This window comes from Klebsiella sp. A-Nf5 (assembly GCF_002810545.1).
GTDB classification, from domain to species: domain Bacteria; phylum Pseudomonadota; class Gammaproteobacteria; order Enterobacterales; family Enterobacteriaceae; genus Klebsiella; species Klebsiella variicola.
In genome coordinates this window covers 235,205-260,285 of the sequence record NZ_PIOG01000254.1, presented here as the reverse complement: position 1 = coordinate 260,285, position 25,081 = coordinate 235,205, and the positions used below count along the sequence as shown (strand labels likewise).

Annotated in this window: 26 protein-coding genes and 1 tRNA gene; 19 read left to right on the top strand and 8 right to left on the bottom strand. The window is 57.4% G+C overall.

Annotated elements, in window-relative coordinates; translation table 11 throughout:
• The first annotated feature begins 57 nt into the window (after positions 1 to 57).
• The gene (locus CWM53_RS24610) at positions 58 to 687 is read left to right on the top strand and encodes a pyridoxamine 5'-phosphate oxidase family protein (RefSeq protein ID WP_074386916.1); all 630 of its coding nucleotides are present in this window, start codon (positions 58 to 60) and stop codon (positions 685 to 687) included.
• The gene (locus tag CWM53_RS24605; protein ID WP_016946126.1) at positions 687 to 1,157 is read left to right on the top strand and encodes a DUF1348 family protein; all 471 of its coding nucleotides are present in this window, start codon (positions 687 to 689) and stop codon (positions 1,155 to 1,157) included. The genes CWM53_RS24610 and CWM53_RS24605 overlap by 1 nt, the downstream gene beginning before the upstream one ends.
• Positions 1,158 to 1,177: 20 nt before the next feature.
• Here CWM53_RS24605 and CWM53_RS24600 read toward each other — a convergent pair whose 3' ends face one another.
• A complete protein-coding gene (locus tag CWM53_RS24600) occupies positions 1,178 to 1,714 on the bottom strand; it encodes a carboxymuconolactone decarboxylase family protein (RefSeq protein WP_074386917.1) in 537 nt (178 codons plus the stop codon).
• A gap of 116 nt (positions 1,715 to 1,830) precedes the next feature.
• Between CWM53_RS24600 and CWM53_RS24595 the strand changes: the two genes are divergently transcribed.
• The 3 genes from CWM53_RS24595 to CWM53_RS24585 all read left to right on the top strand — a co-directional run bounded on the left by CWM53_RS24595 (position 1,831) and on the right by CWM53_RS24585 (position 4,552).
• Positions 1,831 to 2,694: an AraC family transcriptional regulator gene (locus CWM53_RS24595; RefSeq protein ID WP_100729708.1), complete on the top strand. Its 864-nt coding sequence runs from the start codon at positions 1,831 to 1,833 to the stop codon at positions 2,692 to 2,694.
• Between the two features lie 169 nt (positions 2,695 to 2,863).
• On the top strand, positions 2,864 to 3,673 hold the full coding sequence (nlpA, locus tag CWM53_RS24590) for a lipoprotein NlpA (protein ID WP_100750893.1): 810 nt from the start codon (positions 2,864 to 2,866) through the stop codon (positions 3,671 to 3,673).
• Positions 3,674 to 3,697: 24 nt separating this feature from the next.
• A complete protein-coding gene (locus CWM53_RS24585) occupies positions 3,698 to 4,552 on the top strand; it encodes a DMT family transporter (RefSeq protein ID WP_074386920.1) in 855 nt (284 codons plus the stop codon).
• Here the strand turns inward: CWM53_RS24585 and CWM53_RS24580 are convergent.
• Positions 4,542 to 5,102, bottom strand: coding sequence for an NUDIX hydrolase (locus CWM53_RS24580; RefSeq protein WP_100630946.1), 561 nt, complete (start codon positions 5,100 to 5,102; stop codon positions 4,542 to 4,544). The genes CWM53_RS24585 and CWM53_RS24580 overlap by 11 nt on opposite strands.
• A gap of 167 nt (positions 5,103 to 5,269) precedes the next feature.
• Here CWM53_RS24580 and CWM53_RS24575 point away from each other — a divergent pair, with 167 nt between their 5' ends.
• Together CWM53_RS24575 and CWM53_RS24570 are read left to right on the top strand one after the other, a co-directional pair.
• Positions 5,270 to 6,049: an MBL fold metallo-hydrolase gene (locus CWM53_RS24575; protein WP_074386922.1), complete on the top strand. Its 780-nt coding sequence runs from the start codon at positions 5,270 to 5,272 to the stop codon at positions 6,047 to 6,049.
• 21 nt (positions 6,050 to 6,070) lie between these two features.
• Positions 6,071 to 7,024: a GlxA family transcriptional regulator gene (locus tag CWM53_RS24570; RefSeq protein ID WP_025714562.1), complete on the top strand. Its 954-nt coding sequence runs from the start codon at positions 6,071 to 6,073 to the stop codon at positions 7,022 to 7,024.
• On the opposite strand, the gene CWM53_RS24565 is transcribed toward CWM53_RS24570, so the two are convergent.
• Positions 7,021 to 8,070 (bottom strand): NAD(P)-dependent alcohol dehydrogenase, encoded by a 1,050-nt coding sequence (locus CWM53_RS24565; RefSeq protein ID WP_074386924.1) that lies wholly within the window; start codon positions 8,068 to 8,070, stop codon positions 7,021 to 7,023. The two genes, CWM53_RS24570 and CWM53_RS24565, sit on opposite strands and share 4 nt — an antisense overlap.
• Positions 8,071 to 8,440: 370 nt before the next feature.
• Between CWM53_RS24565 and CWM53_RS24560 the strand changes: the two genes are divergently transcribed.
• The gene (locus CWM53_RS24560) at positions 8,441 to 9,139 is read left to right on the top strand and encodes a winged helix-turn-helix transcriptional regulator (RefSeq protein ID WP_100676464.1); all 699 of its coding nucleotides are present in this window, start codon (positions 8,441 to 8,443) and stop codon (positions 9,137 to 9,139) included.
• A gap of 54 nt (positions 9,140 to 9,193) precedes the next feature.
• On the opposite strand, the gene CWM53_RS24555 is transcribed toward CWM53_RS24560, so the two are convergent.
• From CWM53_RS24555 to CWM53_RS24540, 4 genes are all read right to left on the bottom strand, one after another.
• Positions 9,194 to 9,484 (bottom strand): putative quinol monooxygenase, encoded by a 291-nt coding sequence (locus tag CWM53_RS24555; RefSeq protein ID WP_100676465.1) that lies wholly within the window; start codon positions 9,482 to 9,484, stop codon positions 9,194 to 9,196.
• A gap of 1 nt (position 9,485) precedes the next feature.
• Positions 9,486 to 10,493 carry a zinc-binding alcohol dehydrogenase family protein gene (locus CWM53_RS24550; protein WP_100676466.1) on the bottom strand — a complete coding sequence of 336 codons (1,008 nt, stop codon included), beginning with the start codon at positions 10,491 to 10,493 and terminating at the stop codon, positions 9,486 to 9,488.
• A gap of 112 nt (positions 10,494 to 10,605) precedes the next feature.
• On the bottom strand, positions 10,606 to 11,073 hold the full coding sequence (locus tag CWM53_RS24545) for a DUF3237 domain-containing protein (RefSeq protein WP_074386928.1): 468 nt from the start codon (positions 11,071 to 11,073) through the stop codon (positions 10,606 to 10,608).
• Positions 11,074 to 11,240: 167 nt separating this feature from the next.
• Positions 11,241 to 11,335: transfer RNA gene (locus CWM53_RS24540), tRNA-Sec, on the bottom strand.
• Positions 11,336 to 11,627: 292 nt separating this feature from the next.
• Here CWM53_RS24540 and CWM53_RS24535 point away from each other — a divergent pair.
• The 11 genes from CWM53_RS24535 (at position 11,628) to CWM53_RS24485 (ending at position 23,360) form a co-directional block, all read left to right on the top strand.
• Positions 11,628 to 13,022: a glycoside-pentoside-hexuronide family transporter gene (locus tag CWM53_RS24535; protein ID WP_100676468.1), complete on the top strand. Its 1,395-nt coding sequence runs from the start codon at positions 11,628 to 11,630 to the stop codon at positions 13,020 to 13,022.
• Positions 13,023 to 13,034: 12 nt separating this feature from the next.
• Positions 13,035 to 15,353 carry an alpha-xylosidase gene (gene yicI, locus CWM53_RS24530; RefSeq protein ID WP_100729709.1) on the top strand — a complete coding sequence of 773 codons (2,319 nt, stop codon included), beginning with the start codon at positions 13,035 to 13,037 and terminating at the stop codon, positions 15,351 to 15,353.
• A 267-nt stretch (positions 15,354 to 15,620) separates the two neighbouring features.
• A complete protein-coding gene (locus CWM53_RS24525) occupies positions 15,621 to 17,192 on the top strand; it encodes a BglG family transcription antiterminator (protein ID WP_100630953.1) in 1,572 nt (523 codons plus the stop codon).
• A gap of 10 nt (positions 17,193 to 17,202) precedes the next feature.
• Positions 17,203 to 17,673, top strand: coding sequence for a PTS sugar transporter subunit IIA (locus CWM53_RS24520; protein ID WP_074386932.1), 471 nt, complete (start codon positions 17,203 to 17,205; stop codon positions 17,671 to 17,673).
• A 21-nt stretch (positions 17,674 to 17,694) separates the two neighbouring features.
• The gene (locus tag CWM53_RS24515; RefSeq protein ID WP_015369119.1) at positions 17,695 to 18,009 is read left to right on the top strand and encodes a PTS fructose transporter subunit IIB; all 315 of its coding nucleotides are present in this window, start codon (positions 17,695 to 17,697) and stop codon (positions 18,007 to 18,009) included.
• Positions 18,010 to 18,032: 23 nt separating this feature from the next.
• Positions 18,033 to 19,124, top strand: coding sequence for a PTS fructose transporter subunit IIC (locus CWM53_RS24510; protein ID WP_074386933.1), 1,092 nt, complete (start codon positions 18,033 to 18,035; stop codon positions 19,122 to 19,124).
• 11 nt (positions 19,125 to 19,135) lie between these two features.
• The gene (locus CWM53_RS24505) at positions 19,136 to 19,987 is read left to right on the top strand and encodes a class II fructose-bisphosphate aldolase (RefSeq protein ID WP_074386934.1); all 852 of its coding nucleotides are present in this window, start codon (positions 19,136 to 19,138) and stop codon (positions 19,985 to 19,987) included.
• An 80-nt stretch (positions 19,988 to 20,067) separates the two neighbouring features.
• Positions 20,068 to 20,928, top strand: a complete 861-nt coding sequence (locus tag CWM53_RS24500) for a ketose-bisphosphate aldolase (protein WP_074387090.1) — start codon at positions 20,068 to 20,070, stop codon at positions 20,926 to 20,928.
• Positions 20,929 to 20,977: 49 nt separating this feature from the next.
• Positions 20,978 to 21,895 (top strand): ROK family protein, encoded by a 918-nt coding sequence (locus CWM53_RS24495; RefSeq protein ID WP_074386935.1) that lies wholly within the window; start codon positions 20,978 to 20,980, stop codon positions 21,893 to 21,895.
• Complete coding sequence (locus CWM53_RS24490) at positions 21,892 to 22,566, top strand: D-lyxose/D-mannose family sugar isomerase (protein ID WP_100630954.1); 675 nt, start codon at positions 21,892 to 21,894, stop codon at positions 22,564 to 22,566. The genes CWM53_RS24495 and CWM53_RS24490 overlap by 4 nt, the downstream gene beginning before the upstream one ends.
• Positions 22,567 to 22,637: 71 nt before the next feature.
• Positions 22,638 to 23,360: a MurR/RpiR family transcriptional regulator gene (locus tag CWM53_RS24485; RefSeq protein WP_074386937.1), complete on the top strand. Its 723-nt coding sequence runs from the start codon at positions 22,638 to 22,640 to the stop codon at positions 23,358 to 23,360.
• Positions 23,361 to 23,696: 336 nt separating this feature from the next.
• Here the strand turns inward: CWM53_RS24485 and CWM53_RS24480 are convergent, their stop codons facing one another.
• On the bottom strand, positions 23,697 to 25,076 hold the full coding sequence (locus tag CWM53_RS24480; protein WP_100676471.1) for a glycoside hydrolase: 1,380 nt from the start codon (positions 25,074 to 25,076) through the stop codon (positions 23,697 to 23,699).
• Positions 25,077 to 25,081: the final 5 nt, after the last annotated feature.

Sequence of the window (25,081 nt, the reverse complement as noted above, 5' to 3'; positions counted from 1 at the left end):
CCGTATTATCATTCTTCACAGTACAGTCCATGATGGCGCCAGACAACAGGAGGCGCTATGGCAGCAACCTTTCTCGATATCGCCATCACCCCGGACGTGATGGATGTGCAGCATGAAATGGGCAGCGACATGCTGTGGCAAACGCCGCACAGTCGCCGCCAGGCCGACCGCTTCGGCGACAGCGAAGCGGGGATGATCGCCACCCGCGACAGCTTTTATCTGGCGACGGTGTCGCAGAGCGGCTGGCCCTACATTCAGCATCGCGGCGGCCCGGTGGGGTTTCTGCATCTGCTGGATGACACCACCCTGGCGATGGCCGATTTCGGCGGCAACCGCCAGTACATCACTACCGGCAATCTGCGCGGCAGCGACCGGGCCTGCCTGTTTTTGATGGATTATCCGCGCCGTGCCAGGCTGAAAATCTACGCCACCGTCGAAGTCCTGGCGGCAGAGGACCACCCGGAGCTGCTGGCGCAGGTGGCGCCGGCCAACTATCGCGCCCGCATTGAACGCCTGTTTCTTTTTCATTTGCAGGCGTTTGACTGGAACTGCCCGCAGCACATTACGCCGCGCTACAGCGCGCAGCAGGTGGCGGAGTACAGCCAGAACTTGCAGCAACGTATTCATGACCTGGAGCAGGAGAATCAGCGCCTGCAGCAGCAATTATCCTCAAAAGGAGACTCCTGATGAATGAGCAACGTCCCCCGTTACCGCCGTTTACCCGCGACAGCGCTATCCAGAAGGTCCGCGCCGCGGAAGATGGCTGGAACAGTCGCGATGCCGAAAAAGTCGCTCTGGCCTACACCGTCGATAGCGAATGGCGCAACCGCAGCGAATTTGTCCACGGCAGGGGGCAAATTGTTGAGTTCCTGCAGCGAAAATGGCGCAAGGAGCAGCAATACCGGCTGATTAAAGAGCTGTGGGCATGGCAGGAGAATCGCATTGCCGTGCGCTTCGCCTATGAGTGGTGCGACGACAGCGGCAACTGGTTTCGCTCGTATGGCAATGAGAACTGGGAGTTTGATAAGCACGGACTGATGCAGACGCGCTACGCCTGCATCAACGATCTGCCGATCGCCGAAAGCGAGCGCCTGTTCCACTGGCCCCAGGGGCGCCGCCCGGACGATCATCCGGGGCTCAGCGATCTGGGGCTGTAAAACCGGCGCGGCGCGACGGATTAATCGGCTTTCGGGAAGTCGACCACCGTGTCGTTAACCCGGTTCACCATGTTGGTGAACAGGATCGCGCTGATGGCGCTGATAATATCAATCACCTGCTGGTCGCTAAAACCGGCGTTGCGCAGCGCGGCGACGTCGGTTGCCGGCAGGGTGCCGGTGGTGGTCACCAGAGTCTGCGCAAATTTCACCAGCGCATCAAGCTGCGCCTCTTCCGTATACTCCCCGCGGCGCAGGGCGTGGATCTGCTCGCTGCTGAAGCCGGCTTTTTTCGCCATCAGGGTGTGCGCGGCCAGGCAGTAGTCACAGCCGGTGGCTTCGCTGACCGACAGATTAATCGCTTCCAGCTGTTGGGCGCTGAGGCTGCCTTTATGGAGCATCGCATTGTGCGCCAGCGCCTGCTGCAGCGCCGCCGGCGAGTGGCCGCCGATGGTGAGATAGGCGTTCGGCACTTTGCCCATCGCTTTTTTGATCCCGGCGAAAATATCGGCGGCTTTGCCGGTGGCGTCTTGTTCACGGATATCTGCTAAACGGCTCATGGTTAACTCCTGTTGTTATCGAGGGTGTGTTGGCAATGGGGTCATCTTAGGCGCTTGCCGCATGCTAGACTGGCGGTCTTCGTCTCACCTTTTTGTCTTATCGTCTCAGGAGAAGCATGGACAGTCTCAGTCATCTGCTGGCGCTGCTGGCGCCGCGCTGTGAAGTGAACCTGCACTGTCGCTTCGGCGGCCGCTGGCAGGCCGGGCACCAGCAAATGCGCAGCGGCGTGGTGCCCTGGCACGTGGTGCTGCGCGGCGAGGGGCGGCTCAACGTCGGTGGCCAAACCCATCACCTGCGCGCGGGCGATGTCGTTCTCCTGCCCCACGGTTCGCCACACCTGATGGAGAGCCTGGTGGAGTGGGGCCAGGTGCTGCCGGTGGCGCACCGGTTTAACGGCACGGTGACGGAAATGCGCGCCGGCCCGACGGAGGGGGCGCTGGAGATGCTGTGCGGCGAATTCTATTTTGGTCCGCACGTCAGCTGGCTGTTCAGTGAAGCATCGACGCTGATCCATCTCCATACCGATGCGCGTGAAGACTGCCCGGAGCTGGACGCGCTGCTTAATATACTGGTGCGCGAGAGCCTGACGCAGCGTCCCGGCGGCAGCGCCATCGTGCGCAGCCTCGGCGATACGCTGTTGGTGCTCCTGCTGCGCATGCTGCTTGGTGAGCAACAGCCGCCCGGCGGACTGCTGCGCCTGATGAGCGATGAACGCCTGATGCCGGCGGTGCTGGCGGTGATGGCGACCCCGGAGCAACCGTGGACGCTGGAAAGCATGGCCGCCCGCGCGTTTCTGTCGCGGGCCACCTTTGCCCGTCACTTTGCCCGCGTCTATCACCTGACGCCGCAGGCGTGGCTGTCGCAGTTGCGAATGGCGCTGGCCGCCCGGCTGCTGCGCCTGGAGCGTCAGACCAACCTCGAGGTCATTGCCGAACGCTGCGGCTTTCAGTCGCTGGCGTCATTCTCGAAGCGCTTCTAAATGCGCTATGGCGTGACGCCGGGCGAGTGGCGACGGGGCTAGCGCGTCGCGTTCCGCGAAGATGATTTTATTTCCAGTTGCGTGGTTTGCTGTTTATTACCCGACCCGAAAGTCGCTATAGTTTTGCACGAAAAAAACAATGACAGTCAGGACAGACAGGGTGAAGAGGATGAGATTACGTTTACGGGCCGCCGCCGCAGTGGTGCTGGCGGGTCTGGTGCTGGTCGGCTGCGACCAAAAGGGGAATGACGCAAAACACATTAAGGTCGGCGTGATTAACGGCGCCGAGCAGGATGTGGCGGAAGTGGCGAAGAAGGTGGCCAAAGAGAAGTACGGTCTGGACGTCGAGCTGGTGGGATTCAGCGGCTCGCTGCTGCCTAACGAATCGACCAACGCCGGCGATCTGGACGCCAACGTCTTCCAGCATCGGCCTTTCCTCGAGCAGGACAACAAAGCGCATAACTATCATCTGGTGGCGGTCGGCAATACCTTCGTCTTCCCGATGGCCGGCTATTCGCGCAAGATCAAGTCAGTCGCCGAACTGAAAGACGGCGCGACGATCGCCATTCCCAACGACCCGACCAATCTCGGGCGGGCGCTGCTGCTGTTGCAAAAAGAGAAGTTGATTACCCTCAAAGCCGGTACCGGCCTGCTGCCGACGGCGGTGGATATTACCGACAATCCGCATAACCTGAACATCATGGAGCTGGAAGGGGCGCAACTGCCGCGCGTACTTGACGATCCCAAAGTCGATGTGGCCATCATCAGCACCACCTACCTGCAGCAAACCGGGCTGTCACCGGTTCGCGATGGTATCTTTATCGAAGATAAAAACTCGCCCTACGTGAACATCATCGTGACCCGGGAAGACAATAAAGACGCGGAAAACGTGAAGGAGTTTATGCAGTCGTATCAGTCGCCGGAGGTGGCGAAGGCGGCAGAGACTATCTTCAACGGCGGCGCGGTGCCGGGCTGGTAAGCTAAAACACAGGGAGAGGCGCGTATGGTACGCCAACGGCAGGCCGATCTGCTGCTGATTGCCGCGACGGTGATTGCCGCCTGCGGCTGGATATTTTCCCGCGAGGCGATCGCCGGCATGCCGGTTTTCGCGTTTCTTGGGCTGCGCTTTTTCTTCGCCGCGCTGCTGCTGCTGCCGTTCTGCCGCGGTTTTCGCCCGCAAAAGCAGCACTGGCCAAAGCTCATCATCAGCGGACTCTGGTTTGCCCTCAACCTCTGCCTGTGGATCTACTCGGTCTCCACGACGGCGTCGCTCGGCGAAGGGGCGTTTATCATGAGCCTGTCGATGATGTTCGTCCCGCTGACCGCGTGGGTGATGATGAAGGTACGCCCGCCGCGCGCCTGGTGGGAGTGCCTGCCGATCGCGGTGGTGGGACTGGGGCTGCTCAGTCTGCATATGCCGATAGCCTTCCACCCCAGCCAGGGCTGGTTTTTGCTGACGGCGCTGGTGCAGTCGATCTGGTTCTGTTACACCAGTCGCTGCGCGCGTGAAGTGCCGCTGATTCCCCTGACCACCGTGCAGCTGGCGATCACCGGTATCGTCGGGTTGACCATCTCCGTTGCCGTTGAACGCTGGGACCAGCCGATGACCCTGCCGACTCTCGGCTGGCTGGTGGCCAGCATTGTCATCGCCACCAGCCTGCGCTTCGGTCTGCAGATGAAGGGGCAGAAGTACGCGGCGGTGGCCAGCGCGGCGATCATCATGGTGCTCGAACCGCTGCTGACGGTCATTGCCGCCGCGCTGTGGTACGGCGAACAGCTGCCGCTGCAGAAAATCATCGGCGGCGTGCTGATCCTGGTGGCCCAGCTGTGGTTCCGCTGGCGGATGCTTAAGCCGTAAGCGGGCCGCTTCGCCGCTGCGCCATCAGCTGCAGCAGCGGCACCAGCGACAGCCCGTCCGGCATCTCGCCGCGGGCGATCAGCTGGTTTATCTCCTCAAAGGTAAACCAGCCGGTTTCCATTACCTCATCCTGATCCGCATCCATCCCCACCCAGTGTAAATCGGTAGCCAGCCAGGTGATAAACAGCTGATCGCTGCTGCCGTAGGAGGGGTTAAAGCGAATGATCTCCTTGACGCGTTGCGCCTGCCAGCCGGTCTCTTCCCGCAGTTCGCGCAGCGCGGCGACCGCCGGGTCTTCCCCTTCATCGACGCCGCCAGAGGGGATCGCCCACACCACCTTATCGATCAGGTAGCGGTAGTGGCGAATCAGCAGTACTTTCTCATCCTGAATGGCCACAATCCCCACTGCCGGGCGCGGATAGTGAATGGCGTAAAAGTCGCGGCGCTCGCCGGGGGCGACATCAATACCCACCTTACGCATGCTGAACCACGGCGTCTCGGCGATGACCTGCGGGTCGTGCATATCGGCGGCGGTCAGTTTCTTTTTCATTGTGCCACTCCTGTCAAAAATTGAGCCTTAAGAACAACATAGCCGGAGGCGGATGGCAACTGCCGCAGGTTGGCCCGATTTCATCGATCATTGCCCAAATGCCCCTGTTGAGCCAGGCTGGTAATCAGTACGATGTTCGTCAGATGACCCCACAGAGGAACGCCAACATGAACATCACCCATATCCGTAATGCGACCCAGATGATTGACTACGCCGGGAAAAGATTTCTCATCGACCCGATGCTGGCGGACAAGGGCGCCTGGCCAGGTTTTCCCGGCACCGCGCGTAGCGAGCTGCGCAATCCGCTGGTTGAGCTGCCGTTTTCCCGCGATAAAATTATCGATGTTGATGCAGTGATCGTCACCCATACCCATGACGATCACTGGGACGCGGCGGCGATCGCCGCGATCCCGAAAACCCTGCCGGTGTTCGTCCAGCATGAGGCCGACGCCGCGCTGCTGCGCAGCCAGGGATTTCAGGATCTGCGCCTGCTGTCGGCAGACAGCGAATTTGCCGGCGTGCACCTGCAGAAAACCACCTCCGGCCAACACGGCAGCGACCGGACCTACGCGGTGCCGGCGATGGCTGAACGCCTGGGAGAAGCCTGCGGCGTGGTATTTCGCCATCCGCAGGAGAAGACGCTGTGGCTGGTGGGGGATACTATCTGGCGCGATGACATTGCAGCCGACCTGCTGAAGCTGCGCCCGGACGTGGTGGTGTTGAACGCCGGCTACGCCCACGTCATCGGCTTTGGCCCGATTATCATGGGCAAAGAAGATCTCCTGAACGTGCACTTCACCCTGCCGGAAGCGAAAATCATGGCTATCCACCTCGAGGCGGTCAACCACTGTCTGGTGAGCCGGGAAGAGATGCGCCAGTATGCGGTGGATAATCAGATTGCCGATGTGGTGTGTATCCCGCAGGATGGGGAAACCGTGGTTTATTAACATACGCAAGGGGAAAGGACGATGAAACTCACCGACGTGGCGATTGTCGCCGTAGAGGGCTTTAGCCCGTTTCACTACGCCGTCCCCTGCATGCTGTTTGGCGATTCGGTCTCTGAAATCAAACGCTTTCATCTGCACATTTGCGCCGAGCGGCCGGGGTTGCTGCGCGCCCGCGATGGTTTTGCGCTGTACGCCACCGGCGATTTCGCCGCGCTGGAACAGGCGGATATCGTGGTGGTGCCTTACTGGGGCGAGGTCGACCGGCGTCCGCCGCAGGCGCTGCTTGATAGCCTGGTGCGGGCGCGGGATAACGGCGCGGAGATTGTCGGCCTGTGTCTCGGCGCGTTCGTCCTCGGCTACGCTGGGCTGCTGGACGGCAGGCGAGCGGCGACCCACTGGGAGTTCGAGCAGGATTTCCAGCGCCTGTTTCCGCAGGTGCAGCTGGATATCAATGCCCTGTATGTGGATGACCAGCGGGTGATCACCTCGGCGGGCACCGCGGCGGCGCTGGACTGCTGCCTGTATCTCATCCGCCAGCGTTTCGGCAGCCTCGCGGCCAATCAGATCGCCCGGCGGATGATTGTTTCGCCGCACCGCGAGGGCGGCCAGGCGCAGTTTATCGCTCAGCCGGTGCCGAAAAACACCCGCGATGCGCGAATCAACTGCCTGCTGGATTATCTGCAGCAGCATATTGCCGAGCCGCACAGTCTCGATTCGCTGGCCCGGGTGGTGGCGATGAGCCGCCGTACCCTGACCCGCCACTTCGCCCGGGCGACCGGGATGAGCATTACCGACTGGCTGACCGCCGAACGTCTGCGCCGCAGCCAGACTCTGCTTGAGGCGGGCGATCTGCCGGTCGAGCAGGTGGCGGAGGCGGTGGGCTATCTTTCAGCGGTCACCTGGCGCCAGCAGTTTAAAGCGCGCTTTGGCGTCAGCCCGACGGAATGGCGGCGCACCTTTCGTCGCGGCGCTTAGCCGGCGAGGGTCGCACTGTCGATCACGAAGCGGTATTTCACGTCACCCTTGACCATTCTTTCCCAGGCTTCGTTGATCTCATCGCCGCGGATCAGCTCGATATCGGCGACGATGCCGTGTTCGGCGCAGAAGTCGAGCATCTCCTGAGTTTCCGGTATACCGCCGATCATCGAGCCGGCAATCGACCGACGGCGGAAGATCAGATTGAACACTTCCGGCGACGGATGCGGCGTGGCCGGAGCACCCACGAGGGTCATGGTGCCATCGCGTTTCAGCAGCGTGGTGAAGGCATCGAGATTGTGCGGCGCCGCCACGGTGTTGAGGATAAAATCGAAGCTTTTGACGTGGGCCGCCATTTCGTCTTCATTGCGCGACACCACTACGTCATCGGCGCCCAGCGCTCTGGCCGCATTACGCTTGGATTCCGAGGTGGTAAAGGCCACCACGTGGGCCCCCATGGCGTGGGCCAACTTGATCCCCATATGCCCGAGGCCGCCAATGCCGACCACACCGACTTTTTTACCCGGTCCGGCGTGCCAGTGGCGCAGCGGCGAGTAAGTGGTGATCCCGGCGCACAGCAGCGGCGCGACGGCGGCCAGCTGCGCTTCGGGATGGGTTATCCGCAGTACGTAGTGTTCTTTGACCACGATCTGCTGGGAATAGCCGCCCAGCGTGTGGCCCGGCGCGTCCTGGGTCGGGCCGTTATAGGTCAGCACCATGTGATCGCAGTAGTTTTCCAGCCCCTCAGCGCACTCTTCGCACTGTTGGCAGCTATCGACCATGCAGCCGACGCCGACCAGATCGCCGACGGCGTAGCGCGAGACGGCGTCGCCGACCGCGATCACCCGGCCCACAATTTCATGCCCCGGCACGCAGGGGTAGAGCGTTCCCGCCCACTCCGATCGCGCCTGGTGGAGATCGGAGTGGCAGACGCCGCAGTAAGCGATGGCGATCTGTACATCCTGTGGCCCCGGCTCGCGTCGGGTGATGGCCATTGATTCCAGCGGCTGGCTGGCGGAGTAGGTACCAATAGCGTTGATCAGCATAGCGAAACCTCTTCTTGATGAATGGACTCAATAGAACGGGAGGGGAATGCGGGTGGTCAGTGGCATCGATAAGCGTAGCCTGGACTGGCCGAGATGCGAGGGGGAAAGCGGTTGAGAAACCCTCAGGCGCGGTGTTAGCCAGCGCAGTAAATAATAAGGTGGCCTTATCTTTATAGCCGCTAAGCCTTATAGGTATTTACGGCAAATAGTATTATTTATTCCTGTAGAATAAAGATAAATAGTTATTGCAGATAATGATGCTTACACTCTTTTTATCCCCGTAACGTCTTGTCTTTTATTCGTTATTTCACCTGTTGATACTATGATTCTCAACGAATCACTTTTTCAACCTGACCGATGGCATAAAACCATGTCGATACCTGCAGCCAGCCTCTCTACCGACCAGGCGTTACCGTCTTTTTATTACGGAAGACAGACAAAGCCGTTATTCGCGGTGGAATCCCTGTTATCTGCGTTCCTGCCCGCCAGCTCACCCTTTGCGCTGCCGCGATCGACCTATTATCGTTTTCCGCCGACCCAGGCTGAATCCGGATTAATTCTGCTCGAAGAGGGGATTGCCTCGCTATGCCATGCGGAAAACAACATGGTGATATCAACGATATTTTCCCCTTCGCTATTGGGATTAATCGATGGTTACGGCGTCTTTAACGGTATTCCGGAAAAACACCACTGCTCTCTGTTTGCTGAGACAGATTTGCGCGGACACTGGATAGCGCATCAGGCCGCGGTCGAGATCCTCAATGCGCAAAACTTGTGGCAGGAGATGGCCCATGTTCTGGCGCAGCGGCTGATGGTGTTGAGCATGCGTTCGCAGGAGATGATGGGGGTGGATTCTTACCTGATGGTGCGAACCCTGTTAATAGAGCTGGCAGGCTATCCGGAGGCGTATCGTCGAAAAATCAACGTATTAAACTTTATCCTTCGCCGTACCAACCTGTCGCGCAGCCGCATTATGTCGATTCTGTCGGAGCTGCGCAAAGGCGACTATATTACGATCCATCGCGGTGTGCTGAGGACCATCGCTCACCCGCTTCCCGCCCACTTTTAACTAACCCGTGCGGCGGAGGGGCGTGATTTTCCCACCCCTCGTGAATCGAACCTGCTAAGGCTCAATCGCCGTCAGATAGTCCAGCCGCAGCGGCTCAGCCAGCAGGAACTCCATCTGCGTAATAAACGCCTGAAAATAGGGCATCGCGACATGCGCATCGAGGGCGTCCTGTCCCTGCCACGCCTCGCGCATATAGAAGGTGTCCGGCGCGTCGCGCAGCTGAAGCAGGGCGTAGTCGAGGTTGCCCGGCTCCTGTCTCGTCGGCAGGAGCAGCGCCTGCAGGGCCTGGCGCAGGGCGTCCGTCTGGCCCGGTTTCGCCTTGAGCACGGCGATAAGCGATATCATCTTAAAACCCCTCCAGCACGATCTTGCCGACGGCGCGCCCGGTTTCCAGCTGGCGATGCGCTTTCTGCAGATTGGCGGCGGTGATGGCGCCGTAGTGTTCGCCGAGGGTGGTTTTGATCGTGTGGTTGTCGATCAGCGCTGCCACGCGGGTGAGCAACTGGTGCTGGGCGATCATGTCATCCGTCTCAAACATTGAGCGGGTGAACATAAATTCCCAGTGCAGGGAAATGCTTTTTGCTTTCAGCGGCACCACGTCCAGAGTCTCCGGGTCATCAATCAGCGCCAGCTTGCCCTGCGGGGCGAGGGCGTCGATCAGCGCGTTGAAGTGCTGCTCGGTGTTGGTCAGGCTGGCGACATGGGTCACCGAGGTGATGCCAATGCGCGCTAGCTCGTTGGCGAGCGGCTTGCTGTGATCGATCACATGGTGCGCGCCCGCCTCGCGGACCCACTGCTGGCTCTCCGGACGCGAGGCGGTGCCGATCACCGTCATGGCGGTCAGTTTGCTGGCCAGCTGGGTCAGGATTGACCCCACGCCGCCCGCCGCGCCGACGATCAGCAGTGTGTCGCCCGCGTTGCCGCCTTCCTCAACGCCGAGACGGTGAAACAGCAGCTCCCAGGCAGTGATCGCCGTCAGCGGCAGCGCGGCGGCAGCGGCGTTATCGAGGGTGCGCGGTTTATGCGCCACCAGGCGCTCGTCCACCCGCTGATATTCACTGTTGCTCCCGGCCCGGCCCAGCGCGCCAGCGTACCAGACCTCATCGCCCGGGGCGAACAACGTCACCTCCTCACCGACGGACTGCACCACGCCAACGGCGTCCCAGCCCAGCACCCGCGGCGTGTCGCCCTGGAATCCCGCGCGCACTTTGGTGTCCACCGGGTTGACCGAGATGGCTTTCACGGCGACCAGCAGGTCACGCCCGTGGGCGGTGGGGACCGGCAGGTCGATCTCGGTTAAAGAAGGGATGTTGTTGCCGTCAGCGGCGGCTTGAGTAATAGCGATAGCTTTCATAACTGCTCCGGTCTGCGATTCGGGTAAAGGAAGAGAGGACGCCATCGTAGACCGCTGCCGGAAGGGGAAAAACGGGCTAACGGCAATAACAGTTATACGCAGAAAGTGAAAATCAGCCCACCTGATAGAAATCGAGCATCACGCCATCCTGGGTTCGTCCACCGGAGCAGATAAACAGCGAGGTGGTTAGCCAGCTGAGCGCGGGGGTATCCACCTCGAAGGAGGGAACAGTGCGAAAATAGATGGTTTCTGGCGGAATATCGCTAAAAAAGCGCATATCGTCGGCGAACAGCTGGTCATGATACTGGGCCGGCACCCGGCGGATGCCGTTATTTTCCACATAGACTGTCCCTTCCGCCACCTGCAGGGCATAGCGGGCGGACAGCCTGCAGGTGCCGTCAGGTTCGATTATCTGGCTGTCGACGCCGCCGGGCAGCACGTGGCCGCGAAGTTGACCCGAGACGCTGCCGCCGACAATCGGGATCAGCTGGCGCTTACCGGTCTGCGGGCTGCGGGAGACAATTATCGGTTTATCAACCTGGATGGTAATGGAAAAACAGTGTCTGAGTTCGGGGGTCATTATGGCTCTCCTGTTTCGGTTGGCAACGGCACGCGGCCATCGCGCCAGTGTAACGGGTTTGCGAGAGACAAAATAACGCAGGGTTTGGATGAAAATGATTGGCTGGGATGATGAGTTTGGGGGGGCTCAGGTTGGTATGGCGTGGCTGTTGGGGAGCAGAGGCAAACTGGCGGAAGATCACAGGAGTTGAACCTGCCCGGGACCGCTGGCGGCCCCAACTGGATTTGAAGTCCAGCCACCTCACCGGAGATGACGATCTTCCGCGCCTCGATTGCTACATGGAGGCGGGGCGCATTATAGCTACTTTCAGCCGTTTACCACATACCTAAACGCACTTTTTTACTGTTAAAACTGGACTTTACAGAACAGTCCTGGACAAATCCTCACAAAATCCGTGAGTTACACTTTTTCACTCGCTGATTCCCTACCACGATCACAGAAAACAAGAAACGTAATCTGATAACGAGATATCGCAATTCATCTTACTGCGGCAAAGGTTTACAAAAATCGTAACCGGTACCAATCCGCGGTGCCGCTAAGGGAATAGTGCGCAAATGAAAGATCATATTCTGTCCGTCAAAGAGAAAATTGGCTACGGTATGGGTGACGCCGCCAGCCACATCATTTTTGATAACGTCATGTTATACATGATGTTTTTCTACACCGATATTTTCGGTATCCCCGCCGGCTTTGTCGGCACCATGTTCCTGCTGGCGCGGGCGCTGGATGCGATTTCCGACCCGTGCATGGGCCTGCTTGCCGACCGTACCCGTAGCCGCTGGGGTAAGTTCCGCCCGTGGATCCTCTTCGGCGCTATCCCGTTCGGCCTCGTCTGCGTGCTGGCTTACAGCTCGCCGGATTTAAGCCACAACGGCAAGCTGATCTACGCCGCCGTGACCTACACGCTGCTGACCCTGCTCTACACCGTAGTGAATATCCCCTACTGCGCGCTGGGCGGCGTGATCACCGACAACCCGACGCAGCGCATCTCGCTGCAGTCCTGGCGCTTCGTGCTGGCGACGGCGGGGGGCATGCTCTCCACCGTGCTGATGATGCCGCTGGTCAACTTTATCGGCGGCGAAGATAAAGCGCTCGGCTTCCAGGGGGGCATCGCGGTGCTGTCAGTCATTGCCTTCCTGATGCTGGCCTTCTGTTTTTTCACCACTAAAGAGCGTGTCGAAGCGCCGCCGAGCAGCACCTCGATGCGTGAAGACCTGCGCGATATCTGGCGCAATGACCAGTGGCGGGTGGTCGGCGTGCTCACCATCCTCAATATCCTCGCGGTCTGCGTTCGCGGCGGCGCGATGATGTACTACACCACCTGGATCATGGGTTCGGCGGCGCTGTTCACCGTCTTCCTCACCACCTACTGCGTCGGCAACCTGATTGGCTCGGCGCTGGCGAAACCGCTGACCGACTGGAAATGCAAAGTCAGCGTCTTCTGGTGGACCAACGCCCTCCTGGCGGTGCTTAGCGTGGCGATGTTCTTCGTACCGATGGACGCTGAAATCACTATGTTCGCCTTTATCTTCGTCATTGGCGTACTGCACCAGCTGGTGACCCCAATCCAGTGGGTGATGATGTCCGACACCGTCGACTACGGCGAATGGTGCAACGGCAAACGCCTGACCGGCATCAGCTTCGCCGGCACCCTGTTTGTGCTCAAGCTGGGGCTGGCGCTGGGCGGCGCGCTGATCGGCTGGATGCTGGCCGGCGGCGGCTATGACGCCGCCGCCAAAACCCAGAACGGCGCCACCCTCACCATCATCATCGCCTTGTTCACCCTCGTTCCGGCGATGTGCTACCTGCTGAGCGCGGTGATCGCCAAACGCTACTACACGCTGAAAACGCCGTTCCTGAAAAAAATGATGGCCGAGCTGGCCGAGGGCGCGCGTCGCAACGAACAAGATTTCACCGCAGCCCCGATCGATAAAGAATGGCAAAACTAAGAGGACGTTTTAATGAAAATCAGTGATGGAAACTGGCTCATTCAACCAGGGCTCAACCTGATCCAACCCGTACAGGTTTACGAGGTGGAACAGCAGGGGAATGAAATGGTGGTCTATGCCGCGCCGCGCGATGTTCGCGAACGTGCCTGGCAGCTGGATACGCCATTGTTCACCCTGCGCTTTTTCTCGCCTCAGGAAGGGATAATCGGCGTGCGCATGGCGCACTTCCAGGGCGCGCTGGATAACGGCCCGCACTATCCGCTGAACGTGCAGAAAGACATCCATGTCGAAATAGAAAATACGGCCGGGTTCGCCGAGCTGAAAAGCGGCAACCTCAGCGTGCGCGTCACTAAAGGTGAATTCTGGGCGCTGGATTTTCTGCGCGACGGCGTGCGCATCACCGGTAGCCAGTTGAAAAACAACGGCTACGTGCAGGATAGTAAGACCCAGCGCAACTACATGTTTGAGCGCCTCGACCTCGGCGTCGGCGAAACCGTCTACGGCCTCGGCGAGCGCTTTACCGCGCTGGTGCGCAACGGCCAGACGGTAGAAACCTGGAACGAAGACGGCGGTACCAGCACCGAGCAATCCTACAAAAATATCCCCTTCTATCTGACCAACCACGGCTACGGCGTGCTGGTCAACCATCCGCAGCGCGTCTCCTTCGAGGTGGGCTCGGAGAAGGTCTCTAAAGTCCAGTTCAGCGTTGAAGGCGAATACCTTGAGTACTTCGTGATCGACGGCCCGACGCCGAAAGCGGTGCTTAACCGCTATACGCAGTTCACCGGCCGCCCGGCGCTGCCGCCGGCATGGTCGTTCGGTCTGTGGCTGACGACCTCGTTCACCACCAACTATGACGAAGCGACGGTGAATCGCTTTATCGACGGCATGGCCGAGCGCCATCTGCCGCTGCACGTCTTCCACTTCGACTGCTTCTGGATGAAGGCCTTCCAGTGGTGCGATTTTGAATGGGATCCGCTAACTTTCCCGGACCCGGAAGGGATGATCAAGCGCCTGAAGGCGAAAGGGCTGAAGGTCTGCGTGTGGATCAACCCGTACATCGGCCAGCGCTCGCCGGTGTTCAAGGAGCTGAAAGAGAAGGGCTACCTGCTGAAGCGCCCGGACGGTTCGCTGTGGCAGTGGGATAAGTGGCAGCCGGGGCTGGCGATTTATGACTTCACCAACCCGGAAGCCTGCCAGTGGTACGCCGACAAGTTAAAAGGCCTGGTGGCGATGGGGGTCGATTGCTTCAAGACCGACTTCGGCGAGCGTATCCCGACCGACGTGCAGTGGTTTGACGGTTCCGATCCGCAGAAAATGCACAACCACTACGCCTTCATCTATAACGAGCTGGTGTGGAAGGTGCTGAAAGAGACCGTCGGCGAGCAGGAGGCGGTGCTGTTCGCCCGCTCCGCTTCGGTGGGCGCGCAGCAGTTCCCGGTGCACTGGGGCGGTGACTGCTACGCCAACTACGAATCGATGGCGGAAAGCCTGCGCGGCGGGCTGTCGATCGGCATGTCCGGCTTCGGTTTCTGGAGTCACGATATCGGCGGTTTCGAAAACACCGCGCCGGCCCACGTCTATAAGCGCTGGTGCGCCTTTGGCCTGCTCTCCAGCCACAGCCGCCTGCACGGTAGCAAATCCTATCGTGTGCCGTGGGCCTACGACGAAGAGTCCTGCGACGTGGTGCGCCACTTCACGCAGCTGAAATGCCGTATGATGCCGTATCTCTATCGCCAGGCGGCGCTGGCCAACGAGTTCGGTACGCCGATGCTGCGCGCGATGATGCTCGAGTTCCCGGACGATCCGGCCTGCGACTATCTCGACCGTCAGTATATGCTCGGCGATTCGGTCCTGGTGGCGCCGGTGTTCTCCGAAGCGGGCGAGGTGCAGTTTTATCTGCCGGAAGGGCGCTGGACGCACCTGTGGCATAACGATGAATTGCCGGGTAGCCGCTGGCATAAGCAGCATCACGATGCGCTGAGCCTGCCGGTCTACGTTCGCGACAACACCCTGCTGGCGCTGGGCAACAACGACCAGAAACCCGATTATGCCTGGCATGAGGGCACCGCCTTCCAGCTGTTCCAGCTCGAGGATGGACGCGAGGCACGCTGTGACGTTCCGGCGGCCGACGGTTCGACGATCTTCACCCTGAAGGCTATACGCCAGGGCAACACCATCGCCGTGAGCGGCGAAGGTGAGGCCCGCGGCTGGACGCTGTGTCTGCGCAATATCCCGCAGGTCGCGGGCGTGCAGGGCGGTACGCAGGCTGGCAGCGAATGGGGTGTGGTGGTGAGCGCTCAGGGCAATACGTTGACGATTACGCTGTAAATAAAAAACTCCCGCAGCATATTGCGGGAGTTATTCTTCGGCGAATTTGAGATCGTTATCACGTATATTTATTGCAAAAGTGTGATCTGACTTATAAATATTCTTTCTTTCTCCGGGTTGTCTTATTTCTGTCCGGATGTCCGGACACGATTTAGTATTGTTGTTTACTCCCTCTCTCCCTATATTTATCCTCAATGATTTTCGTGGAGATCGCGTCGTATAGCGATGTCTTATTGGCATTAATCTGCTATGCAATAAGGGTAAATAATGCAAATGGTTACCTCGCGACAGAACAGATTATTAAAATTTCTCTTGCCTAAACGAGAATACGTTACGTTATTGAAAATAGCTGAACACCTGAATGTTTCAGAAAAAACAGTTCAGCGTGACCTACGTTTTCTCGAACAATGGCTCTCTGACTGGAAAATCAGTATTGATAAACGTGCCGGCGCTGGTGTCATGCTATTGGCTGATAACGTCGCCGATCTGTTGCAACTAGACCAGTTGCTCAGTAGCGAAAGCGATGATACAGATGCCATGATGAATAATTCCCGGCGTGTGAAAATTGCTTCTCAGTTATTAAGTGAAACGCCGCGTGAAACGTCGATCAGTAAATTGTCAGAACGTTATTTTATTAGTAGCGCCTCGATTGTGAATGATTTAAAAGTGATCGAATCATGGATTAGACCACTGGGTCTGGTGCTCATTCGTAGTCAGAGCGGTACTCATATTGAGGGGAGTGAATCACATGTTCGCCAGGCCATGGCTTTATTAATTAATGGTGTTATTAACCATAATGAGCCAGGGAATATTATTCACTCCCGTCTGGATAGCGGTAGCTATAAAGCCTTAGTGCATTATTTCGGTGAAGAAGATGTCATCTTTGTGCAGTCACTTTTACAGGATATGGAACGTAAACTCAGTTGGTCGCTGGGCGAGCCGTATTACGTCAATATCTTCACCCATATCCTGATTATGATGTATCGCATCACTCGAGGTAATGCGTTACCGCGCCGCGAACAGGGACATCCGTTATTTGATGAGTCCATCTTTCGTATCGCGCAGAATATGCTGAAAAAAATTGAGGCCCGCATTGCCCATCCTTTACCAGAGGACGAAAGCTGGTTTATTTATCAATACATTATTTCGTCCGGCATGCTGGTGGAAGAGCGTGATGATATCAGCATGCTGTGCAATATACGCTCCAGCGATGAGGCCCGGCAAATCACCTCCCGGCTGATCGCCTTGTTTTCCTCGGTGGTTGATATCGATTTGACGCATGACACCGCGTTATATGAAGGGCTGCTCATTCATATCAAGCCACTGCTCAACCGACTGAATTATCGTATCTATATCCGTAATCCGTTGCTTGAAGATATCAAAGGCGAATTAACGGAGGTGTGGCCATTAACTCTGCGGGTGGTGAATCAGGTATTTGCCGCCTGGGGCGAGAACGCGGTATCGGAAGATGAAGTGGGTTATTTAACTGTCCATTTCCAGGCTGCAATGGAGAGGCAGGTGGCCAGAAAGCGGGTACTGCTGGTGTGTTCGACCGGGATTGGTACTTCGCATCTGTTGAAAAGCCGGGTCCTCAGGGCCTTTCCCGACTGGACCATCGTCGGCGTACTGCCTGCGGGTAGTTTACATACGCTACAGCGACAGGATGATATTGAACTGGTCATTTCAACCATTCATCTGCCGGAGATTGCGCTACCGGTAGTCTATGTAACGGCTTTTTTTAACGATGCCGATATTAAGCGGGTAACAGAAAAAGTGATCACTGAGAAATTACACCATGCTGCAACGTCAACTGCCAGCAATGAAATTTTATATCCATGAGGTAAATAATATGGACATCAGCCGAATTTTAAATACTAAGCGTGTATTGCTGGATATGAAGGCCACGACTAAAGCGGAGGTGATTGAAGAATTAACCGATCTGCTGCAGAAAGATGGGGCCATAAGCTGTCGAGAAACGTTTATTAAGGATGTTTGGCAGCGTGAGTCGGAAGGTTCGACCGGATTTGAAAATCACATCGCTATTCCTCATGGGAAATCATCTGCGGTGCTGAATACTACGCTCGCCATTGGCCGTACTCGCCAGGATATTGCCTGGGAAACGCTCGATGGAAGTCAGGTTCGTTGCATTATTTTATTTGCCGTCCGTCTGGAAGATCAAAATACCACCCATATCCGCTTACTCTCCCAGGTCGCTGGAGCGTTGGCCGATGATGACATTATTGCGCAATTGCTCGAAGAAACCAGTCCGCAGAAGATTATTGATCTCTTTAGTCAATATGCTGAATCGGATGTTTACTAACAATAACTATTGGAGTCTGAGATGAATATTGTCTGTGTTGCCGCCTGTACGGCGGGTATTGCTCATACTTATATCGCACGTGAGAAGTTAATGAAAGGCGCGAAAGCGCTGGGCCACAATGTCAAAGTTGAAACTCAGGGAACAATAGGTACTGAGAATGAACTGACAACCGAAGATATTGCTGCCGCCGATGTCGTTATTCTTGCCGTTGATGTGAAAATTAAAGGCGAAGAGCGTTTTAAAAACAAACGAATTGTCCGCGTGAAAACGGAGGTCGTTATTAAGTCACCGATTCAGTTCATCGAAAAGGTCGAGAAATCCTTAGCGAATGCCTGATCCTTATTCTGGAGGGATCTACCATGAGTGAGAATAAACCACCTGTCTCGCAGGAAATTAAAAAGCACTTGTTAACGGGTATTTCATGGATGATACCGCTGATTGTTGCCGCCGGGATCTGTATTGCCCTCGGTCAGATATTAGGCGGTACTAATGTCGCCGAGAACGTCGGCACCATCCCGTGGATGTTGAATCAAATCGGCGGTTGGGGGATGGGGCTCATTGTCCCGCTCATCTGTGCGGCGATTGCCTATTCCATTGCCGACAGACCCGGTTTTGCGCCAGGACTGATTGTTGGCTTTGTCTGCGGGCAGATCCACACCGGTTTTATCGGCGGGATGCTGGGCGGTTTTTTGGTGGGCTACACGGTGCTTCTGTTAAAGCATTACGTGCGGTTGCCAAAATCAATGCAAGGGCTGATGCCCATTATGGTGCTGCCGGTACTAAGCACCATTATCAGCGGACTGTTGATGATGACCCTGATAGGCAAGCCGATTGCCTGGTTGCAGGAGGCCTTGATTCATCTGCTGGAATCGATGCAGGGCGGTTCACGATTCCTGTTGGGGGCCATTCTTGGCGCGATGGCCACCTTTGATTTTGGTGGGCCGGTGAATAAAACCATGTCGTTATTCGCCGATGGCTTGCTGGTGAGCGGGGTCTATGGGCCGGAGGCGGTCAAGTTTGTCGGCTCCATGATCCCGCCGTTCGGTATTACGTTGTCCTTCCTGCTGACCCGTCATAAATATACCCGTGCCGAAAGTGAAGCGCTTAAGGCCGCCTTCCCGATGGGTATCTGCATGATCACCGAAGGGGTGATCCCTATCGCGGCCCGCGATCTGCTGCGGGTGGTGGGATCCTGTGTCGTGGCTTCGGCGGTCGCTGGCGGCTTGATTATGACCTGGGGTGTGGAAAGTCCGGTTCCACATGGAGGGATGTTTGTGGTGCCGCTGTTCACCCATCCGCTGTTGTTTTGTCTGGCGCTGGCGATTGGGACGGTTATCTGTGGCGTGATGTTGTCGCTGTGGAAAAAACCGGTCACGGAGCGTGATGAAGAGTTTGATGAACTGAGCGACCAAAAGGTCGCCGATGATGAAATCACCTTTACCCTTGAGTAAACGGAGGCCCTATGTTTGCCGATATGAAGCAGATGGTTGAGAAAGCCTGGCGTGAACAGTATGCCCTGCTGGCGATTAACTGTATGAATCTGGAGAGCGCCCGCGCCGCGGTACGCGTGGCGGAAAAATACCGCGCGCCGATTATTCTCAATCTCTATCAGGGCCATCTGGCGCATTTCCCGCCAGCGACGGCGATGGCGGTGGCCAGGACCCTTGCCGAAGAGGCCAGCGTTCCCGTGACCTTGAGTCTCGATCATGGGAAAGAACCGGTGAAGATCCGCCAGGCTTTTCGCGCTGGATTCAGCGGGTTGATGATTGACGCTTCTGCATTTCCACTTGCGGAAAATATCCGCCAGACCCGTGAAGTGACTACGCTGGCTGCCAGCGTCGGGCTGTGCGTTGAAGGGGAGCTGGGGCATCTGGCGGATGCTCCGCGCTATGACTCTGCGACAAATGCCGACCTGATGACGCAACCTGCGGACGTCGCTCCGTTTATCGAGCAAACCGGTATCGACTTACTGGCGGTCTCCGTCGGCACGGCCCACGGCATGTATGCGCTTGGGGTGACGCCCGCGCTGGACTTTGACCGTCTGGCGCAGGTGCAGCGAGCCTCTTCGGTGCCCTTAGCGCTGCACGGTGGCAGCGGTACGCCATTTGATCAGCTTGCCCGCTGCCCGGCATTTGGCGTGGCGAAGATTAATGTCGGCGCGGCGGTATTTGAGGCCGGTAAAGCCGCACTCCTCCACACCCTTTGCCATGACAGCTCTATTGAACTGGCCGATGCCATGGCGGTGATGGAACACGCCAGCGCTGAAGCTATCATCCCTTACTTACAAGCGTCCGGCGCCATGAACCGCGCCTGATTTACTTATCAGTCACGCCCTTTATGCCAGCGCATATTCGCCCTGGCAGGGCGAACTACACCCTGAAACTGGAGAAGACCATGTTAGTTTCCATGCAAGAAATACTGAAACCGACTCGTGAACACGGCTTTGCCATCGGCGCATTTAACGTTGCGGACAGCTGCTTTATTCGCGCCGTCGTGGAAGAGGCGGAAGCGACAAATACCCCCGCGATCATTTCCATTCACCCCAGCGAGCACGATTTTGTCGGCGATTCCTTTTTTAGCTACGTGCGGGACATCACTCAGCGTAGCCGGGTGCCATTTACACTGCATCTCGATCATGGCGCGTCGGTGGAGCATGTGCTGCGTGCGATCCAGTGCGGTTTTACCTCGGTGATGATCGATGGGTCGCTGTTGCCCTACGAAGAAAACGTCGCTTTAACCCAGGAAGTGGTCAGGCTGGCGCATGCGGTTGGCGTTTCTGTTGAAGGTGAACTGGGGACCATCGGCCAGACGGGAACGTCGGTAGAGGGTGGGGTATCGAAAGTCACCTACACCGACCCGGCGCAGGCGCAGGATTTTGTCACTCGCACCGGCGTCGACACCCTGGCGGTGGCGATTGGTACCGCGCACGGCATCTATCCAAAAGGGATGCAACCTGAACTGCAGATGCACATCCTGCGCGATATTGCCGGACGGGTGTCGATCCCGCTGGTGCTGCACGGCGGGTCCGCCAATCCGGATGCGGAAATCGCCGAGTCGGTCACGCTCGGCGTTGGGAAAATCAATATCTCCAGCGATATGAAACACGCCTACTTCCTGAAAGTACGTGAAATTTTGACTAAAGAGAGCTGGTGGGATCCGAATGTGATTTATCCGGAACCGATTACTGCCGCACGTGAAGTTATTCGCCACAAAATGAAGTTGTTTGGTTCCACCGGCAAAGCAAGCTTGTATTGACCCAGTCGGAAGGCGGGCGTACCCGCCTTCCAATCGGCAGGAGGCAAAGATGAATTACCTCGGACTGGATGTTGGTGGGACGAAAATCGCCGCCGTCGTGATGGATGAGCAGGGACGGGAGCGGGGGCGTTATCGCTGCGCAACACGGAAAGAAAACCGTCAGGCATTTATGTCGTGCATCGTGGATTTCGTTGCCGATATTCGCGCGCGGACGGGATCGCCGATGGCTATTGGCATCGCGTTGCCGGGTAGCGTTTCGCCACAGCATGGCGCCATTCGTAACGCCAACATTCAGGTGATTAACGGCTATCGTTTACAGGATGCGCTTGAACAGGCGCTCGGTCAGCCGGTGGTGTTAGCCAACGATGGCAATTGTTTCGCCTTATCAGAGGCATGCGATGGCGCGGGGGAAGGGTTTCCATCGGTTTTCGGCATGACGTTAGGCACCGGCTGCGGAGGCGGAATTGCCCTGGAGCGGCAACCTTTCGTCGGCGCCTCAGGTATTGCCGCAGAGTGCGGGCATATCGCCTTGCCCGGCTATTCTCCTGAGGAGGATGGGCCGCCGACACGCTGTTATTGCGGCAGGTTTAACTGTGTGGAGTCCTTTATTTCCGCAACGGGGCTATGTGAACGCTATCGACTGCTAAGTGGAGAGTCTTTGTCGAGCGAGCAGATTCTTGCCCGCGCGCAGGTGGGAGAACCCGCCGCTTGCCATCAGGTCCATCGCTTTCGTCAACAGCTGGCGCGGACGCTGGCGACTATCGTCAATATCATCGATCCCGGCGTGATTGTGCTGGGCGGCGGTTTATCCAACGCGCCGCAGCTGGTGGCGGATTTACCCTCGGTGGTCGCCCCGCTTGTCTTCACCGACCATTTTTCCACCCCTATTATTTCTGCGCGGCATGGCGACAGTAGCGGTATGCGCGGCGCCGCCTGGCTTGCCGTGCGAAGCGGAGTAAAACCATGAAACGTTCCCAGATTAACTATGCAATAGATAAAGCGCTGGCGATGGCCGAAACTTTTCGTATCAGCCTGCCGGAATTTGCTCACTTTACGGCATCATGCTGGCCGCAAAAGCGGCGTGAAGGTTGGCATGAAGTCCAGGATTTACAGCTTGGATGGGATGTGACGGATTTTGGTAGCGGTTGCTTTCGCGAAACGGGCCTGACGCTGCTGACGTTACGCAACGGTTCATTATCCGACCCGCGTTACGCCAAACCCTATGCGGAAAAAATGTTGCAGATTCAGCCAGATCAGCAAACGCCCTGGCATTTTCATTACCACAAAATGGAGGACATTATTAACCGTGGCGGCGGCGACCTCTGTATGCAACTGGCCTGGGCGACACAGGACGAACAGTTAGATCATCAGCGTCCCGTTAGCGTGGCGATCGATGGCTGCCGGCGTACGCTGAAACCCGCTGAAACGCTGGTGCTACATCCAGGACAGAGTGTCTGTATACCGGTGCGCCTCTATCATCGCTTCTGGGCCGAAAAAGGGATGGTGATGGGTTGGGAAATCTCGATGGTTAATGACGATCGTACGGATAATCGTTTTCTTGAGGCCGGCGGGCGTTTTCCCTCAATCGAGGAAGATGAACCCGCAAAATGGCTGCTGTGCAGTGAATACCGGCAATGACGTTGAGAGCCATCCCACAGACCTGGTTTCCCTCAGGTGATAGCGTATTCTGCCGCTGAGAGGAGCCTGCCATGGATTTAGAAAGTATCTTTCGTGACGTGAAGCTAAGCAAAACGGAAATGACCGTGCTGCGCTTTATTCAGAACGACCCGGAGCAGTGTATCCGCCAGGGAGTCCGCGCTGTGGCCGAACAGTGCTACAGCAATCCCTCTTCGCTGGTCCGGCTGGCGAAGAAACTGAAGTTCAGCGGCTGGCTGGAGCTGGTCTATTTCATCAAGTTCAATATCACCATGCCGAAGCTCGATGTCACCAACGATATCGACTACATGAGCGTTCAGCCGGAAGAAGCGCTGACGCCGCTGCTGGCAAGCCTTGCGCAGCAGCGCGTCCTGATCCACGGCAGCGGCTTTTCACAGCTGATCGCCCAGTATATTTACAACAAGTTCCTCGTCACCGGCGTCAACGCGAGCCTGGCGCTGTGGCCGGATTACGAAATCCTGGAACAGAAAAACGCCGCCCGCTTCGACTCCATCTGGATAATTTCTAAATCCGGGCGCAGCAGCTCGGCGCTTAACTGGGTGAAGGCCCTGGAGGGGAAGGAGATTAATCTGGTCTGCTTTACCGGCGATTATCAAAGCCCGCTGGCGCAGGCTGCGGATACGGCGTTTATTATTCACGACCCGCAGAAGTTCGATGATGATATTTACTGGAGCAACCCGTTTTTCGGCTACTGCATCTTAGGCTTTGAGCGACTATTGAAGATATGGTTTACCAGCGTACGGAGCAATAGTTAGCCCCGCTAAGCGCGGCACGAGCGGGGGGAGTTCCCGGATGGCGGCTGGCGCCTTATCCGGGCTACCGGATGATGCGGCTATTTTGTCGGGTGGCGGCTAACGCCTTACCCGACCTACATAAAACACAAACCGCTCCGTTCGTAGCCCCGCTAAGCGCAGCGCGAGCGGGGGGAGTTCCCGGATGGCGGCTGGCGCCTTATCCGGGCTACCGGGTGATGCGGCTATTTTGCCGGGTGGTGGCTTACGCCTGACCCGACCTACATAAAATACAAACCGCTCCGTTCGTAGCCCCGCTAAGCGCAGCGCGAGCGGGGGGGATCCCATCGGCAATGCGGGTTACTGCCAGGCGGCGAATTGCTCATCGTCGAGGTAGGCCTCGACCAGGGTTTTCGCCAGCGAATATGAACCGATCAGCGGGTGCGCCATCAGCGCCCGCACCGCCAGCGATTTATCCTGCTGCAGGATTGCCGCCACCGCCAGCCGCTCATACTCCTTCACGCAGGAAATCATATTCTTCTGCGCCGTCGGCACCTTCACCGGCGTCACCGGCTTGAGGCCATCCCGGCTCAGGTCGCAGCTGATCTCAATCACGTCGTCAGGGCGCAAAAAGTCGAGCGTGTCGTTATTCTGGATCGATACCACGATACGCTTGGTGGTGGTGCTGTTCACCGCTTCCAGAATATCCAGCGCCACCCCGGCATAGCCGCCGGTGTCCGGCTCTTCGATAAACTGGCGCAGCGTCAGCGGTTCGCGGGTGTGGAATTTTTCCTGCTGCGACTCATTCTGCATATAGCTGTTTTCCCGGCGCAGGTAATGCTGCATCCAGATGGTGAAAGCGGCTTCCGGTTGCGTTCTGGCATCCACGGTGCGCAGCGCTTCGCGCATCTCCTGATTGATACGGGCGATCTGCTCTCCGCGCGTCTCGCCGGCCTCCTGAATCGCCTTCAGCGCCACCTCTCGATAGTAGTAATAATAGAGATATTCATTGAGTAGCTGATTATCGCAAAGCCGCACCAGCTCCGGGGAGAAGTACTGCATCGCCGTCTTCTGGTACAGTTCCGGGCTGGCGATCAGCCGTTCGGTTACCTCTTCCCCGCGTACGGTGAAGTGGGTAAACCATGAGAAATGGTTCAGCCCATAGCATTCCACGCTGAGGTCGTGTTCCTCACAACCAAGGATCGCTGGCAGTTCACGAATCAGCTCGGAGGGAGCATCGCAGATCCCATAGACCCGGCGCTTAAAACCGGACTTGATGATCGCTTCCGTCACCAGGCCTGACGGGTTAGTAAAGTTAAACAGAATGGCGTCTTCGGCGGCATGTTCTTCGATCAGCCGGCAATAGCGAAGGATCGCCGGGATCGAGCGCATGGCCATCGCGAAGCCGCCGGCGCCGGTGGTCTCCTGGCCGAGGGTGTTATGCTGCAGCGCAATGCGTTCGTCGCGAATGCGGCTTTCGTCACCGCCAACCCGTAGGGTGGTAATGATATAGTTCGCATCCTGCAGCGCCGCGACCGGGTCGGTAGTGGTACTAAACTGAATATCCGGGCGAATAGTATTAAATACATAGCTGGCAATTTCGCCAAATATCGCCAGATTATCAGCAGAGTTATCGAGAAAAACCACTTCTGTTAAACCAATGCGGTGAGCGTTATAGGCCAGAGATTTCGCTAAAAATGCAGAGCGAACGCCGCCCCCGCCTAATACGGTTAATTTCATACAAA